10 protein-coding genes are annotated in these 14593 nt (G+C 70.3%); 3 read left to right on the top strand and 7 right to left on the bottom strand.

Annotated features, from left to right (window positions below; genetic code table 11):
* Window positions 1-25 precede the first annotated feature (25 nt).
* On the top strand, window positions 26-727 hold the full coding sequence (locus tag QQZ11_RS02585; RefSeq protein WP_284548524.1) for a copper homeostasis protein CutC: 702 nt from the start codon (window positions 26-28) through the stop codon (window positions 725-727).
* Between the two features lie 184 nt (window positions 728-911).
* Here the strand turns inward: QQZ11_RS02585 and QQZ11_RS02580 are convergent, their stop codons facing one another.
* Entirely contained in the window at window positions 912-2057 is a 1146-nt protein-coding gene (locus QQZ11_RS02580) for a glycoside hydrolase family 27 protein (protein WP_284548523.1), read from the bottom strand.
* Window positions 2058-2124: 67 nt separating this feature from the next.
* Here QQZ11_RS02580 and QQZ11_RS02575 point away from each other — a divergent pair, with 67 nt between their 5' ends.
* Window positions 2125-3066 carry an aminoglycoside phosphotransferase family protein gene (locus tag QQZ11_RS02575; RefSeq protein ID WP_284548521.1) on the top strand — a complete coding sequence of 314 codons (942 nt, stop codon included), beginning with the start codon at window positions 2125-2127 and terminating at the stop codon, window positions 3064-3066.
* Here the strand turns inward: QQZ11_RS02575 and QQZ11_RS02570 are convergent.
* From QQZ11_RS02570 to QQZ11_RS02555, 4 genes are all read right to left on the bottom strand, one after another.
* The gene (locus tag QQZ11_RS02570; RefSeq protein WP_284548520.1) at window positions 3044-3958 is read right to left on the bottom strand and encodes an oxidoreductase; all 915 of its coding nucleotides are present in this window, start codon (window positions 3956-3958) and stop codon (window positions 3044-3046) included. The two genes, QQZ11_RS02575 and QQZ11_RS02570, sit on opposite strands and share 23 nt — an antisense overlap.
* 57 nt (window positions 3959-4015) lie before the next feature.
* The gene (locus QQZ11_RS02565) at window positions 4016-4513 is read right to left on the bottom strand and encodes a DUF6328 family protein (RefSeq protein ID WP_284548518.1); all 498 of its coding nucleotides are present in this window, start codon (window positions 4511-4513) and stop codon (window positions 4016-4018) included.
* Between the two features lie 185 nt (window positions 4514-4698).
* Window positions 4699-6789 carry a HelD family protein gene (locus QQZ11_RS02560; protein WP_284548516.1) on the bottom strand — a complete coding sequence of 697 codons (2091 nt, stop codon included), beginning with the start codon at window positions 6787-6789 and terminating at the stop codon, window positions 4699-4701.
* Between the two features lie 187 nt (window positions 6790-6976).
* A complete protein-coding gene (locus tag QQZ11_RS02555) occupies window positions 6977-9166 on the bottom strand; it encodes a beta-galactosidase (RefSeq protein ID WP_284548514.1) in 2190 nt (729 codons plus the stop codon).
* A gap of 257 nt (window positions 9167-9423) precedes the next feature.
* On the opposite strand from QQZ11_RS02555, the gene QQZ11_RS02550 reads away from it, so the two are divergent.
* Window positions 9424-10683, top strand: coding sequence for an MFS transporter (locus tag QQZ11_RS02550; RefSeq protein ID WP_284548512.1), 1260 nt, complete (start codon window positions 9424-9426; stop codon window positions 10681-10683).
* A 40-nt stretch (window positions 10684-10723) separates the two neighbouring features.
* Here QQZ11_RS02550 and QQZ11_RS02545 read toward each other — a convergent pair whose 3' ends face one another.
* Window positions 10724-12388, bottom strand: a complete 1665-nt coding sequence (locus QQZ11_RS02545; RefSeq protein ID WP_022909444.1) for a DNA repair helicase XPB — start codon at window positions 12386-12388, stop codon at window positions 10724-10726.
* A gap of 96 nt (window positions 12389-12484) precedes the next feature.
* Window positions 12485-14578: a helicase-associated domain-containing protein gene (locus QQZ11_RS02540; protein ID WP_284548511.1), complete on the bottom strand. Its 2094-nt coding sequence runs from the start codon at window positions 14576-14578 to the stop codon at window positions 12485-12487.
* Window positions 14579-14593: the final 15 nt, after the last annotated feature.

Genomic DNA, 14593 nt, shown 5'->3' with positions numbered 1-14593 from the left:
GCAGGAGTTCCACCAGACTGGTGCCATGTCAGCACTGTTGGAAGTGATCGCGCTCCACGAGAACGATGCCCGTCGCGCCGAGGAGGGTGGCGCCGACCGGGTCGAGTTGCTCGGGTCCATGGACCACGAGGGCAGGGCCCCGGAGCCCGCACTGGTCGAACGCACCCGAGCCGCCACCTCGATCCAGATTCGTCCGATGGTGAGGCTGCGGGAGGGCTGGTCGACCGACGGAGGCGAGGCCACCCGCCTGAAAGGTCTGATCGGTGCCTACGTCGACGCCGGCGCCGACGGTGTGGTGCTGGGCTTCCTCAACGGTCTGGGCGAGGTCGACACCGAGGTGGTCACCAGCCTGACCGAGGGCATCGGCGTGCCGTGGACCTTCCATCGCGCCATCGACTGGGCCTTCGACTACCGCAAGGCCTGGGCTGCCCTGCGTGGCTTCGCGGGGTTCGACCAGGTGCTGACCGCCGGTTCCTCGCGCGGTCTCGAACACGGGTTGGACGAGGTGCTGGCGGTGGCCAGGGACGAACCCGGTGCGGCGCAGGTGATCATGGCCGGCGGCGGACTGCGAGCCGAACACGTGCCGTGGCTGGTGCGAGCCGGGGTCCGCGCGTTCCACATCGGCACACCCGCCCGACCCGACCGCTCGTACAAGGCGTGGGTCGACTCCGGTCTGGTGCGCAGTTGGCGCACGCTGATCGACACCGAGGTGCGCCACCTGGGCTGAGACCCTCGGCCCCCTGGGCGTCCGCCGAGGGGTCAGCCGAGCCAATCGTGCGGATCGTGTGCCGTGGAGCGAGAGATTGCGGCCGGGGTGCAACAAGTCCCGTCAGACGACACGATCGGCACGATTGCCCGGTCGTACCCGACCGGGCCGGGCCGCGGGGGAGCGGATGAGCCCCCCGCAGCGCTCAACCGATGGTGAACAGGGCGAGGTCGCGAGCGCCGATGACGACCTCAGAGGTCGCCTCGCCCGACCAGACCTCGGTGACGGGTCCGTCGTGCCCGATCTCGATGACGTTCTCGGTGCCGTTGTCGACACGGACCAGACCATCGCCCACCTGGACGCGCAGCGGCTGGGTCGTGGGCTCCGAGGCACGCTCGCCGGAACCGAGCACCCCGACGGCCACTTGTCCGCCGGAGAGTTCGCGCAGCCACACGTCGAATCGGAACTCTCGCTGGATGCGGCGACCCTGTCGCCCCAGCGGGTCCTGGTCGATGGCCACCAGCCGCGGATTGGTGAGCACTTGGGCCACCGATCGGTTCATGGTGCGGATGTCGTTGCCGGCCATCAGGGGCGCCGCGAGGAGGGCCCACAGACCCAGGTGGGCGCGGCACTCGGCGAGGGTGAGCCCGGGGTTGCCGACCTGCAGCATGTCCGGGTCGTTCCACGCTCCCGGACGCGACCACCGCTCCAGGCCACGCTGGGCGTCGGCGATCCCCCGGACGGAGCTGAAGCTCGGGTCGATGTCGGGCGTCGTCCGCCACAGGTTCGCCAAGCCGGGCGCCCACTCCCACGGGTTCGTCCGACCGTACTCACTGATCGAGTACACGAACTCCCGCGGGGAGTCCGCGATGAGCTGGCCCATCTTCTCGAAGGCGCCCCGGTAACTCAGCCCGGTGTCATCGCGGCAGGCCTCGCACCAGTCGTACTTCAGGTAGTCCACACCCCACTCCCCATACGCGGCGAGGTCGTCGGCCTCATGACCGAAGCTGCCCAGCCCCTCGCCGGGGTAGGCGTCGTAGATCATGGCGCAGGTCGCGCGACCCGGTGCGAGGTACATGCCTAGCTTGAGCCCGCGCTGGTGCACCTGGTCGGCCAACCAGTCGATGCCCTGGCCGAATCGCGCCGGGTCGGGCTGAAGGTTGCCACCGGACGAGCGCCGCGGCGCCTGCCAGCCGTCGTCCACGACCAGGTACTGGTAGCCAGCGTCACGCAGACCAGTCGAGACGATCACGTCGGCCATCGACACGATCTGCTGCTCGTCGATGCGGGTGCGGAACGCGTTCCAGGAGTTCCAGCCCATCGGAGGGGTGGGGCAGGCGGCGAGTGGCACGTGGTCTCCCGGGAGGCTGGCAATGATGGGCGCGAACGCTCGTCCTGCACGGTAGCGTCAGTCGGCGATGCATGACACGAGCCGCTCGGATCCGCGCGCGTTGGCTGCCGCGATCGCCGCACGCCACGGCCTCGAAGGGCCCCTCGACCACCTGACGGAGGGCCAGACCAACCACGTGTTCGGCACCCCCGAGGCGGTCATCCGTTTCTCCCGCGACCCCCTGCGCGGAACCGTCACCGACGTGGACGAGTTCGCGAAGGAAGCGTGGTGCTCCCGGGCAGCCGAGGCTGCCGGAGTGGTCACTCCCCGGGTGCTCGCGGTCGGCCAGTTCCGGACGTGGGGGACGGGGGCAGGCGCGGCCGGGGCAGACCCGCTGTCGGTGCCCTACCAGGTTCAGGAACGCATGCCGGGAGAGCACCCGGACGAGGCGACGCCCCGGTTGTGGCAACGGCTCGGCGACTGCGCGGCTGCGCTGGCGCGGATTCCGCTGCACGACGCCCCGGGACAGCTCTTCAGCCGATTCGGTCGGGACCTCACCAGCGCCTGGGCCCAGCACGTGCACCACAACCTCGTGGCCCTGGGTGAGGACGACCCGCTGTTCGAGTTGGGCGTCTACCGCGCCGGCGACCTCGAGTGGCTGACGGACTGGGTCTCGTCCACGAACCCGGTGGGTCAGCACCACGGGTTGTTCCACGGTGACCTGAACCCAGGGAACGTGCTGGTCGCGCCGGATGGCGAACTGGTGCTGCTCGACTGGGGATCGGCCGCCACCGGCCCCGTTCCCTGGGGTGACCTCGTTCACCTGCAGCGGGGGCGGTTCCCGCACCTCGCGGAGGACTTCGCCGCCGGGTTCGGCATCGACCCCGAGGAGGTGGCTCGCGGGTTGCCGAGGCTGGAACTGCTGCAGGCGCTCGACCTCGTCCGTTGGGCGATCGACCGTCGACCAGACCTGCTCGACCACTACCGCACGACCGCGACGCAGACCGTCAGGCGACTCGCGCCCCGGTGAGCTGCTCCGAGACCGCCCACAACCGTGCGGCCACCACGTCGTCCCGCATCCGCGCGTTCAGGCTGGCCGGCCCGGCAGCACCTCGCATTCCGAAGGCCCCCGTGGGGCCGAAGTAGTCCCCGGACGACGCGGTGGGTGAGGTGGCGGCCATCAGCAGGGGCTGGGCCCCCATCTCGGCCGACTGCCCGAACCGGGCGCCCACCGACGTGATCCGCTCCATCAGGCTGCTGCCCTCACCCAGGCTGGCGCCGGAGGTCTGCAGGTTGGTGAGGGCGTAACCGGGGTGTGCACCGACACTGCGCAGCGCCCAGCCGCGACGGCCGGCGATGGCCGCGAGCTGTCGGTACAGGTGGACGTCGGCCAGTTTCGACTGGGCGTAGGCCTGTTCGGGACGGTACCGCCGGCGAGTCCAGTGGAGGTCACCGAAGTCGATGCGGCCGATGCGGGCGATCCCGCTGGCCATCGTGGCCACCCGGGGCGCGGGGGACTCACGCAGCACCGGCAGCAACCCCACCGTGAGGGCGAACGGACCGAAGAAGTTGCTGCCCATCTGCAGTTCGAACCCGTCCTCGGTCTCGATCCGTTGCGGCGGCGTCATCACCCCTGCGTTGTTGACCAGCAGGTCGAGATGGTCATGGTCCTCGGTGAAGGACTCGACGAAGGCGCGGACGGAGGCGAGGCTCGCCAGGTCGACGATCCGCAGTTCCAGGTCGGCGTCCGGCAGGGCGTGCCGGATCTCGTCCAGCGCCCGCTGACCCCGCTCGACGTTGCGGCAGGCGAGCACCACTGTGGCCCCGGCCGCGGCCAGCCCCTTGGCTGTGTGGAAACCTGTGCCTGAGTTGGCTCCGGTGACGACGGCGGTGAGTCCGGACTGATCGGGTACGGCGAACATGGCGCCAAGTCAACACCCTGCCCTCAACCTCGCGAGCGCCTCAACGTCCCGAGTCCCTCACCGACCACGATCGTGGGGGACGAGGGTGACCACCCGCGGCAGCAGGGCGACACCCACCACCAGCAGCACCACCAGGCTGGTCGCGCCGAGCGCCCACCCTCGGCCCGCAGCGACATCGACGACCAGCAGCACGGTGGCGCAGAGGATCATGGCGACTCCGACCAGGCTGGCGCGCAGGCACAGGTGCCCCAGCCGCACCAGCCGCGGCTTCACCTGCTTGCGGAACAGTGAGCGATGCAGGCTGACCGGGGCCAGCGCGAGCACCGTGGTGATCACCGCAGTCAGCACGAGCATGAGGTAGGTCGCGCGCTGGAACTGGTCGAGTGCTCCGAACTTTGGCTGGAAGGCGACCGACAACAGGAAACCGGCAAGCACCTGGGTACCCGTCTGGGTGGCCCGCACCTCCTGCAGGATGTCGGTCCAGTTGCGGTCCATCCGCTCGTTGACGGTCTCGTCGCGGCCGTCGCCCGGGTCGGCGTCCGGTTCCTTGCTCATGCTCACCCGTCCTGGTCTCGGTCAGATCGTGAGGGTCACTGTGTCACACGGGGATGCTCGGGTCACACGGGGATGCTCGGGTCACACGGGGATGGTCGGCTCCAGACACCGATCGCGACTGCTGGCAGGTGTCGCCCGGCTGCCGACACGGTCCGCGACCCGCGACCCGCGACCCGCGACAACCCTCACCCCAACTGCCGTGGCAGGGGCTGCGCATGGACGATCGCCAGACTGGTCACCGCTCGTGTCAGACAGACGTAGAGCCTGCGCAGCCCGGTCAGTTCGTCGGACTCTCCCGCCACGATCCCGGCCGGTTCGGCCAGCACGACGTGGTCGAACTCGAGACCCTTGGCCAGACTGGCCGGCACGACCTCGACCGGCACCTGTCGGGCGGCCTCCACCTGCCGGGCGTCGGCCTCGTCCGGTTCACTCGTCTGCGGGGCGTCATCGCGGCCCAGCACCACGTGCTCCACCCTGAGGGCGGACGACACCGGGTCGACCATCGTGTCGGGCACGATCACGCCGATCATCCCCTCGCGAGCCGACACCAGCTGCACCCTCTCGGCGAGGGCCGCGAGCAGGTCATCGGTGAGCTCGAAGACCAATTCACCCCGCGCATGCCGGATCGAACGCGGTGGCGTGAGTCCGGGCGCGATGACCGGAAGCAGGCGGGCCGCGTAGTCGATGACGTCACCCGGGACCCGGAATCCCTCGACCAGTTCGTTGACCAGTGCCTCGGGATGCCCCACGTGGGTCAGGGCCTCGTACCAACTGGTCGAGCCCCAACTGGTGGTGGCCTGGGCGAGGTCGCCCAGCAGCGTGACCGATCCCGTGGAGGCGCGCCGCCCGACGGCTCGCAGCATCATGGCCGACAGGTCCTGGGCCTCGTCGATGATGACGTGCCCGAGGCTGGGGGTTCGTTCGAGCAGGTCGACGATCTCGTCGAGGCAGACCACCTCGGCCAGCGTCCACGACCGACCGGCGGGGGACTTGCGGGGCATCCGGTCGAGCAGCACGGTCTGCTCCTCTGCCGAGAACAGACCTTCGGCGAGCGTGGCGAGGAACTCGGCATCGGTGAACAGGCGGTGCAACAACGCCGTCGGCTTGAGCTGGGGCCACACCTGTTTCACCATCGCCTTCACCGCGGGGGAGCGTGCGATCTGGTTCTGCAGCCGGTCGTCGGTGGTCTCGCCCTGCAGTTCGAGGCGGAGCAGCACCTGGTGGGCGAGCCTCTGGGGCAGCATCACCCGCCCCGCTTCGTAGCGGACGCCGCGGCTGAGCACCCCCTCGACGGCCTGCGCGAGGTGGGGGGCCGGCACCCTGAGTACTCGGTGCCCGACCTTGACGGCGAGTAGGTCAGTGGGCAGGCAGACGTGACTCCACACGGCCCGGTGCAGGAGTTCGGCCATCCGGGCATCGCCCAGGAGCAGAGCGCGCACCGATTCGTCCGCGGTGACCGCCCGTACTCCCGACGACGCCTCGCACAGGCTCTGCACCGTCTGCTGGTCGGTGTCGATCTCACCCAGTGCCGGCAGCACGTCGCCGATGTAGCTGAGGAACGACGCATTGGGCCCCACCACCAGCACCCCTGACCGGGACAACTGGGTGCGGAAGGCGTAGAGCAGGAAGGCCGCGCGGTGCAGTCCGACGGCCGTCTTGCCGGTGCCGGGCGCGCCCTGGATCGCCATCGACTGGTCCAGCGAGGTGCGCACCAGCAGGTCCTGGTCGGGCTGGATGGTTGCCACGATGTCGCGCATGGGCCCGGTTCGGGGGCGTTCGATCTCGTCCTGCAGGATCTGCGAGGTGCCCGTGGCAGCCCCGGCGGTGAGCGGTTCGTCCTCGAAGGCGGTGATCTGCCCGTCGCGGAAGCCGAACCGTCGGCGCAGCGAGCACTGCATCGGGTCGACGGACGAGGCCCGGTAGAAGGGCAGCGCCATCGGGGCCCGCCAGTCCATCACCAGCGGGTCCTCGCCGAGCCCGGCCGAGACGTGTCGTCGGCCGACGTGCACCACTTCGTCGCGTTCGGCGCCCAGGGAGGCGGCGTAGTCGATGCGCCCGAAGAAGAGGGGCACCGCCGGGTTGTCGACCAGTGACTCCGCCCGGCGGTACAGCATCTGCTTGAGGTACTGGGTGCTGACGTGGTTGGCGCCGGTGACGGTGCGCCAGTCGCTGGTCTGGGTCCTCATCTGGGCCAGTGCCTCGCGGGCACGGGCGAGGTGGGTGCGTTCGGCGGCCAGGTCAGGGTTGGCGTCGCTGGGTGGTGTGGGGGCAGACATGCGGGGTCCTCCGGTCGACGGACGGTGAGCATGTCCGGCGGGACCACCCGACGGACGACCCGCGTCGGCACCCTCAGAGGGCCCCGCGAGTTCTGGAGCAGACGCGACAGTCTACTCCAGCGCCCGCGACGGCGGGCGGGACCTGGCGACCGGCCGTTCGGCGGGGGTGGATGCCCTGCGGGTGGGCTCAGCCGCGTGGCTCTCCCAGCACCCGTACCGACCACGGTCCGAGCACGAGGTCGTCGCCCGCCGTGAGGGTGCTCCCGTCGGCGAGGTCGGTCACCTCATCGAGATCGGTCGGCAGGCCAATGGTGACCTCGTCCCACGACCAGTTGTGGACGAACCAGACGCGCTGGTGGGTGTCGCTGGTGCCGGAGGTGACCGTGACCTGGCTGGGGGCGTGCCATGGCTCGGCGATCGGTGAGGGCTGGGCGAACCGGGCGACCTTCGCGCCCAGCGCCAGATCGGGGATGGTGCCGACCACCGTGATCCTGCCGCGTCCGTGTTCGCGGGTCGTGACCGCCGCGAAGCTGCCCAGGAAGGGGTGCTGGTAGCCGGCCAGCACCTCGGCCGACTCGCCCTCGAGCCCCGTGGGTGCGCCGGGCAGCAGACCGTCGGCCCACTTGGTGGCTCGCCCGAGGGTGGTCTCGGTGCCTGCCTGGTCATCCCAGGTCCCGGTCACCGCCACCGGCTCGGGCAGGGTGGAGTACTCCTCGTACCAGACCCCTGCGGCCTGCCAGAGGCGGTCGGGCGCCACGGCCTGACGGGCACGCGCCAACTCGTCCGCGTACCCGGTGCGGGGTCCCACGACCAGATGGCCGCCTGCCTCGGCGTAGCGGCGGAGCCGGTCGAGCAGGTGGTCGTCGGCGACGTAGACGGCCGGGGCGAACAGCACCGGGTAACGCTCCACCCACTGCGAGGGGTCGGTGGCGACGAACTGGCGATCGTGGAGGAAGGTCAGCTGCAGTCCGGCTGCCCGAGCGCCGTCGACGAAGCCGTTGACGATGCGTTCGTAGGCTCGGCGGTCGGGATGGGTGAACCCGTCGACCCCACCAGTGCTGACCAGGGGTCCGGCGAACTCGAAGGTCCACTTGGAGTCCGTCGACCAGATGACGGCCGCGTCGGCGTCGGGACGGTAACCCTCGAGCGCGGGGCCGAGCCTGCCCAGCAGTCGTCCCAACTCCGCGACCTCGCGGTACACACGACCGGGTCGTCCGCTGTGGGGGATCACTCCGCCCCAGTAGGTCTCGGCGCCGAAGTGCAGGGTGTGCCAGTGCCAGTACTCCACCATCCGGGCGCCGCGGGCAACCAGGGCGGTGCCGGCCTGCAGCAGTTGACCCGGATAGGGCGGGTACTGGTCGGCGTGGCCGCCGATCGACTGGGCATCGGTCTCGGTCACCAGGAACGGTGCCTGGGCCGACGACCACAGACGGTCGGCCTGGGTGAACAGGGCGGACGGCCCATTGGTCCACCAGCCGGCGTCCGCAGCAGGGTCGACGGCCGACGACAGGCCGTCCTGCATGCGGTAGTAGGGGTTGCCGGCCGTGACGTCGAGTCGCTCGACCAGTTGGTCGTCGCTGATGCCGGGTCGGGGGTACGAGATGCACGTGGTGACGAACTGGTCGGGCCGGGCGTGTTCGCGCACCAGGTCGGCCTGCCACCCGATGAACTCGGTGACCAGCTCGGCGGAGTAGCGGCGCCACTCCAGGTCATGCTGGGGCTGGGCATTGCCCGCGGGTGCCCACAGGTCGGCCCACTCACTGAGCCGGTGCGACCAGTAGACGAGACCCCACGCCTCGTTGAGTGCCTCGACGGTGCCGTACCTGCCGCGCAGCCACTCACGGAAGCCCTCGATCACGTGGGCGTTGTGGGGCAACTGTTGGCTGGGCTCGTTGTCGACCTGCCAGCCGATCACGGCCGGGTGGTCAGCCCAACGGGCGGCGATGGCGCGGACGACCCGTTCGGCGTACCGGCGGAACGTGGGGTGGGAGTAGTCCATCTCCTGACGGGCACCCCAGGCGGCGCGGGTGCCATCACGATGGACCGCGGCGATCTCGGGGTGCAGCCGAGCCAACCACGGAGGGACGGCGTAGGTGGGGGTGCCGAGGATGACGCCGATGCCGCGGGCGTGGGCCCCGTCGAGAACGGGCTGCAACCAGTCGAGGTCGAACTCACCCGGACGAGGCTCCCAGGTCGACCACACCGATTCGCCGACCCGGATGACCGTGAAACCGGCCTCGACCATCAGGTCGAGATCACGGTCGACAGCCGCGGCGATGCCCTGGGGCTGGTACTCGGCGTAGTAGGCCGCCCCGAACAGGATGCGGCCCTCGAGATGGCTCAGGGGGGTGGGCGAGGCGGGGGGCGTCGTTGCCATGCGGGTCTCCAGGTGGGCGTGCCAGATGCGTTTGTAACCATACAAGCTGACGCTCGCCCGGGGTGACGCGATGCCGGACCGCTCATGCGCCGCTCGAGGATGCTCACTAGAGTTCGCACGGGCGAGAACCTGCAGGATGTGCAGCTGAACAGCCCATCGCGTCCCGATCGGGACGCGATCGGCCGTTCACGTGCACGTCCCACAGGTCGAGGCTGGAGCCCTCGCCCGCCACCCTGATCATGCCGAGGAGGCACCCCGTGACCGGCACCACCGCCCTCCAGGAGCAGGCAGCGGTCGAACCCGTCGACCCGGCCTTCGGAGCCAACCAGTGGCGGCTCGCGCTGGCCCAACTGCTCTCGGGTGTCGGCATCGCGTCCGGGGTGGCGGTGGGCGCGGTGCTGGTCGAGGAGACCTCGGGGAGCACCCAGTTGGCCGGTTTCGCGCAGACCGCCACCGTCATCGGTGCCGGACTGCTTGCCTTCCCGCTGTCACGCCTCGCTCGTCTGCGTGGACGACGCGTGGCTCTCGGGCTCGGTTTCGGTCTGGGCGCCCTCGGGGCCGTGCTCATCCTGACCGGGGTGCAGATCGGGCAGCCGGTGCTGTTGTTCCTCGGGTTGACGCTGTTCGGCTCCGCCACGGCCTCGGGCCTGCAGTCCCGCTACGCAGCCACCGACCTCGCCCCGGAGCACATGCGCGCCCGGGCCATGTCTGTCGTGGTGTGGGCCACCACCGTGGGATCGGTGGCGGGACCGCAGTTGTCGGCACCCGGGGCGGCGTTGGGCCGGGCCCTCGGGCTGAACCATCTGGTGGGTCCCTACCTCTTCTCGGTGACGGCCTTCGTGCTCGCGGCCCAGGTCACGGTGAGCATGCGCAAACCGCAGCGTCCCCTGCACCAGCCCGGGGTGCACCGCAACGTCTCGATGAAGGAGTGCCTGCTGGTGGCGTGGCGCCATCCCGTCGTGCTGCTCGGCATGGTGGCGGTGATCACCGGTCAGATGATGATGACCGTGGTCATGGTGATGACCCCGTTGCACATGTACCACCACGCGATGGGCCTGGAGATCGTCGGCATCGTGATCTCGAGTCACATCCTGGGCATGTACGGACTCTCCCCGTTGGTGGGATGGCTGGTCGACCGGTGGGGGGCCCAGCGGGTGATCGTGCTCGGCATGGGCATCTTCCTGGTCGCCTTCGCCGTCGGCATCCTCGACGCGCTGGGGCAGTCCCACCTGGTGCGGCTCATCCCCGCCCTGGCGCTGCTGGGCATCGGCTGGTCGTGCACGCTGATCGCCGGGTCGACGCTGGTCGCCCAGACCGTCGAGCCAGAACTGAAGGTGCCGATGCAGGGCACCGTCGACACGTTCATGAACTTCGGGGCCGCAGCCATCACGGCCTCGGCAGGCACCGTGCTGGCGTGGCAGGGATTCGTCGGCATCAACCTGCTGGCGACCTGCGTGCTGGTGCTGCTGGTCGTGTTGGCCGTCCGGGCCTGGCGGGTACCCGCCGCGGTCCACTGACGGACCCCGTCCTGGCGGGACCTCGTGCTCCTGGGGAGCGTCAGTCGGACAACTGGTCGAGCTGGTCGAGGTCCTCGGCGTCGACGATCCGGTAGCTGTAGCCCTGCTCGGCCAGGAACCGCTGCCGGTGCTGGGCGAACTCGGCGTCGACGGTGTCCCGGCTGACCAGCGCGTAGAACCTGGCCACCAGCCCGTCCTTGGGACGAAGGATCCGTCCCAGCCGTTGGGCCTCCTCCTGCCGTGACCCGAAGGCGCCCGACACCTGGATGGCGACCTCCGCGGTGGGCAGGTCTACGGAGAAGTTGGCGACCTTCGAGACGATCAGCAGGCCGATCTCGCCGTCGCGGAACTGCTGGTAGAGCACCTCGCGTTGCTTGTTGGAGGTCTCGCCGGTGATGACGGGCGCGTCGAGCTTCTCGGCCAGGTCGTGCAGCTGGTCGACGTACTGGCCGATCACCAGCGTCGGCTGGCCGCGGTGCCGTTCGACCAGGTCGATCACCGCGTGGGTCTTCGACTCGGCGGTGGAGGCCAGCCGGTAGCGGACGTCGGGATCGGCCGTCGCGCACAGCAGACGCTCCTCCTCGGTCAGTGTCACCCGCACCTCGACACAGTCCGCCGGTGCGATCCAGCCCTGGGCCTCGATGTCCTTCCACGGGGCGTCGTAACGCTTGGGGCCGATCAGCGAGAACACGTCACCCTCACGCCCGTCCTCGCGGACCAGGGTCGCGGTCAACCCCAATCGGCGACGGGCCTGCAGATCGGCGGTCATCCGGAACACGGGCGCCGGCAGCAGGTGCACCTCGTCGTAGATGATCAGTCCCCAGTCGCGGGCCGAGAAGAGCTCCAGATGGGGGTTCTGGCCCTTCCGTTTCGTCGAGATCACCTGGTAGGTGGCGATCGTCACGGGACGGATCTGCTTGACCGCCCCCGAGTACTCGCCGATCTCGTCAGCGGTCAGGGTGGTGCGCCTCAACAGCTCGTCGCGCCACTGCCGGGCGGCAACGGTGTTGGTGACCAGGATCAGGGTGGTGGCCTTGGCCAGCGCCATCGAGGCGGCGCCCACGACGGTCTTTCCGGCCCCGCAGGGGAGCACCACGACCCCCGAGCCGCCGTGGTGGAACGACTCGGCCGCCTGGGTCTGATAGGGCCTGATGTGCCACTCGCCCTCGGCCAGCGAGATCTCGTGGGCCTCGCCGTCGACGTAACCCGCGAAGTCCTCGGCCGGCCACCCCAGCGTCAACAGCACCTGCTTGAGGTGACCCCGCTCCGAGGGGTGCACGACCACGGAGTCGTCATCGATGCGTGCCCCGACCAGGCCCTTCACCTTCGCCGAGCGCAACACCTCGGCCAGCACCGCCTTGTCGGTCGAGACCAGCACGAGACCGTGGGTGGGGTGCTTCTCGATGCGCAGGCGGCCGAATCGTCCGATCGTCTCGGTCAGGTCGATCAGCAGCGAACTGGGCACCGGGTAGCGCGACCAGGTGAGCAGGGCGTCGACGACCTGTTCGGCGTCATGGCCGGCGGCGCGGGCGTTCCACAGCCCCAGCGGGGTGATCCGGTAGGTGTGCACGTGCTCGGGGGCACGCTCCAGTTCCGCGAACGGTGCGATCGCGATCCGGCAGGCATGGGCATCGGGGTGATCGATCTCCAACAGCAGGGTGCGGTCGGACTGGACGATCAGGGGGCCATTGGTGGGTGTCGACATCGCCGTCCATTATCCCCCCGCCGCTTGGCCGCACCCCCCTGTCACGTTCTCCCTTGGCACAATGGGCACCTCGTCGGAAACTGCGCGGCGGCGCGGTCAGGGCTCGACGCGCACGATCCTCGACAGCGCCACCAACGACTGCCCCTTGCCGGGTTCCACCAGTCGGGCCTGCCCCGAGGCCACTGCCAGCACTTTCGCCCGCATCCGGCCGCGGCGGCCGGAGTCGTCCACCCTGGTCAGGTTCACCCAGGTGCCCGCTGTCTGTGCCTCCAGCAGGGCCGCCACCATCGCCTCGGCGTCGACTGCGGCCTGCACCGACGTGCTGGGTGCCAGCAGTTCGGCTGACAGTTGTCGCAGTTGGTCGGAGGAGGGCACCGGCTGCCTGGTCGACCTGGGTACGGCGACCTGCTTGAGGCGTCTCGCTGGGGGGGTGGGCACGACAGCGCCACGCTCGTCCTCGGCGACGGGGGCGTGGCCCAGTTCACGCAGCACCTCGACCACCTCGGCCGCCTCCGCGCGGGCGGCGACCAGCGAGGGTGCCACCTGCCGCAGGCCCAGTGATGCCGCCTGCGGGTGTCGCAACAGCGCCTGCATGGTCGCCCCGTCGGCGATGGTCAGGAGGGCGCCGACGCTGGCCACCCGGATCGCCCCGTGCAGCCTGGCCACGTCACCGACGAGGTAGCGCAGAGGCTGGGGGATCGGGGTGGCGGAGTGCGCGGTGAGCCAATCCAGCAGCGCGTCGCCCGTCCACCCCGCATCGAGGCCCCTGCGCACCGACGAGGAGGTGAATCGGTGCACGGTCGCCGGTCCGGGTGACTCGCGGTCGGCCACCAGATCGAGTTGGCGGAGCACGTCGATCCGCAGCGGTCCGGGGGCCACGGCCGTCAGGTCGGACTGCACCAGGAACCCATCGGTGGCCTCGGGGAAGCCGGGGTCCTCGGTCACCTCCCACAGGCTGGTGCGGCGTCCCATGGCCACCAGCCCCAGTTCGGCGGCCTCGGCCAGGGTCTGCTCCGCTGCGTGGTCGACCTCCACCCGCGACCACGTGGGATGGTGCCACGCCAACCGTTCCGCGAGCCGATCGATGGTCACCTCTGCCCCGGACGGCGCCGACCGTAGTTCGCGGGCGGCAGCGATCCGGCCACGTTCGGGACTGGTCACCTCGTCGCGACCCGCCTGGGCACCGGGCTCGAGTGGCCACCCGGCCAGGTCGAGCCAGGCCTTCACCAGCCCCTGCCACCGGACGAACGGACCCGTGCCCAGCCACTGGTCGAACGTCACCGTGGGCAGCCACGCCGTGCCGCCGCGTCCCACCAGGCCCAGACGGTGGGCCAGCTGGAGCAGCAGGACCACCGCGTCGCCGGTGCCGGTCGCCCGAGCGAGGTTCTGCTGGTCACGGCGGCTGAAGGCACCGGTGGCCAGTGGTCGCGGGCTCGTCCGCTCGACCTCGTCGATCACGGCGGCCACGGAGTGCACCAGCGCCTGCGCCGTGCCGAGACCGGCCGCCTCGACCACCCGTGACTCCTGGGCGGCGGGCCATCCGGGTACCTGGGTGGCGACGGGTTGGCGGAAGAGTCTTCCCCCGCGCAGCCTCAGGGACACCTCCCGGGGCAGCACCACCGTCTCGGCGTCGACCGGTCGCAGGAGTTTCAGCGCCAACAACCGTTCTGTGGGGCTGGTTGCCTGCTCGAGCCGTACCGGCCGGTCGGCGCCGCTGACCCGGCCGACAGGACTGTTCCAGAGCAGCTGGTCGAGCACCGGCTCGGCCTCGGGTCCGGCCTCACGCACCAACCGGTCGATCTCTGCGTCGGGAAGAGGTGAAGGGCTCGGTTGGGCCAGACCCGCCGGATGGGTGCCGAAGCACGACCGGACTGCCTGGGTCACGCGCAGGTGGTTGTCGTCCCCCCAGGCCAGGGCGCGGTCGCGTAGCGCAGCCACCGCGTGCTCGACCGCACCCCGGTCGCCGCCCAACAACGCGGCCAGTTGGCGCACCGAGATGAGATCGGGTGAGGCGGCCAGCGCGTGGCAGACGCGCCGTTGCCACGTGTCCAGGGCATCGATGGCCGCGCGCGTCGAGGCATGGGTGGACGCCCGTTCGACCACCTCGGCGACGCTGTCGGGCCTGGGCAGCGCCAGATCCGGCCGCAGCCGCAGCAGGGTCGTCAACTGGGTCTGGTCGAGGGAACGCACGACATCGGCGATCGA

Source organism: Aestuariimicrobium sp. T2.26MG-19.2B (assembly GCF_950101875.1).
Classification (GTDB): domain Bacteria; phylum Actinomycetota; class Actinomycetes; order Propionibacteriales; family Propionibacteriaceae; genus Aestuariimicrobium; species Aestuariimicrobium kwangyangense.
Note: the sequence above shows the minus strand (reverse complement) of the source record. Positions and strands in the feature narration are given on the sequence as shown.

Excerpts from the sequence above, each read along its gene's own strand:
- QQZ11_RS02585 (WP_284548524.1), top strand. The coding sequence starts at position 26 with ATGTCAGCACTGTTGGAAGTGATCGCGCTCCACGAGAACGATGCCCGT.
- QQZ11_RS02575 (WP_284548521.1), top strand. The coding sequence starts at position 2,125 with ATGCATGACACGAGCCGCTCGGATCCGCGCGCGTTGGCTGCCGCGATC.
- QQZ11_RS02570 (WP_284548520.1), bottom strand. The coding sequence starts at position 3,958 with ATGTTCGCCGTACCCGATCAGTCCGGACTCACCGCCGTCGTCACCGGA.
- QQZ11_RS02565 (WP_284548518.1), bottom strand. The coding sequence starts at position 4,513 with ATGAGCAAGGAACCGGACGCCGACCCGGGCGACGGCCGCGACGAGACC.
- QQZ11_RS02560 (WP_284548516.1), bottom strand. The coding sequence starts at position 6,789 with ATGTCTGCCCCCACACCACCCAGCGACGCCAACCCTGACCTGGCCGCC.
- QQZ11_RS02555 (WP_284548514.1), bottom strand. The coding sequence starts at position 9,166 with ATGGCAACGACGCCCCCCGCCTCGCCCACCCCCCTGAGCCATCTCGAG.
- QQZ11_RS02545 (WP_022909444.1), bottom strand. The coding sequence starts at position 12,388 with ATGTCGACACCCACCAATGGCCCCCTGATCGTCCAGTCCGACCGCACC.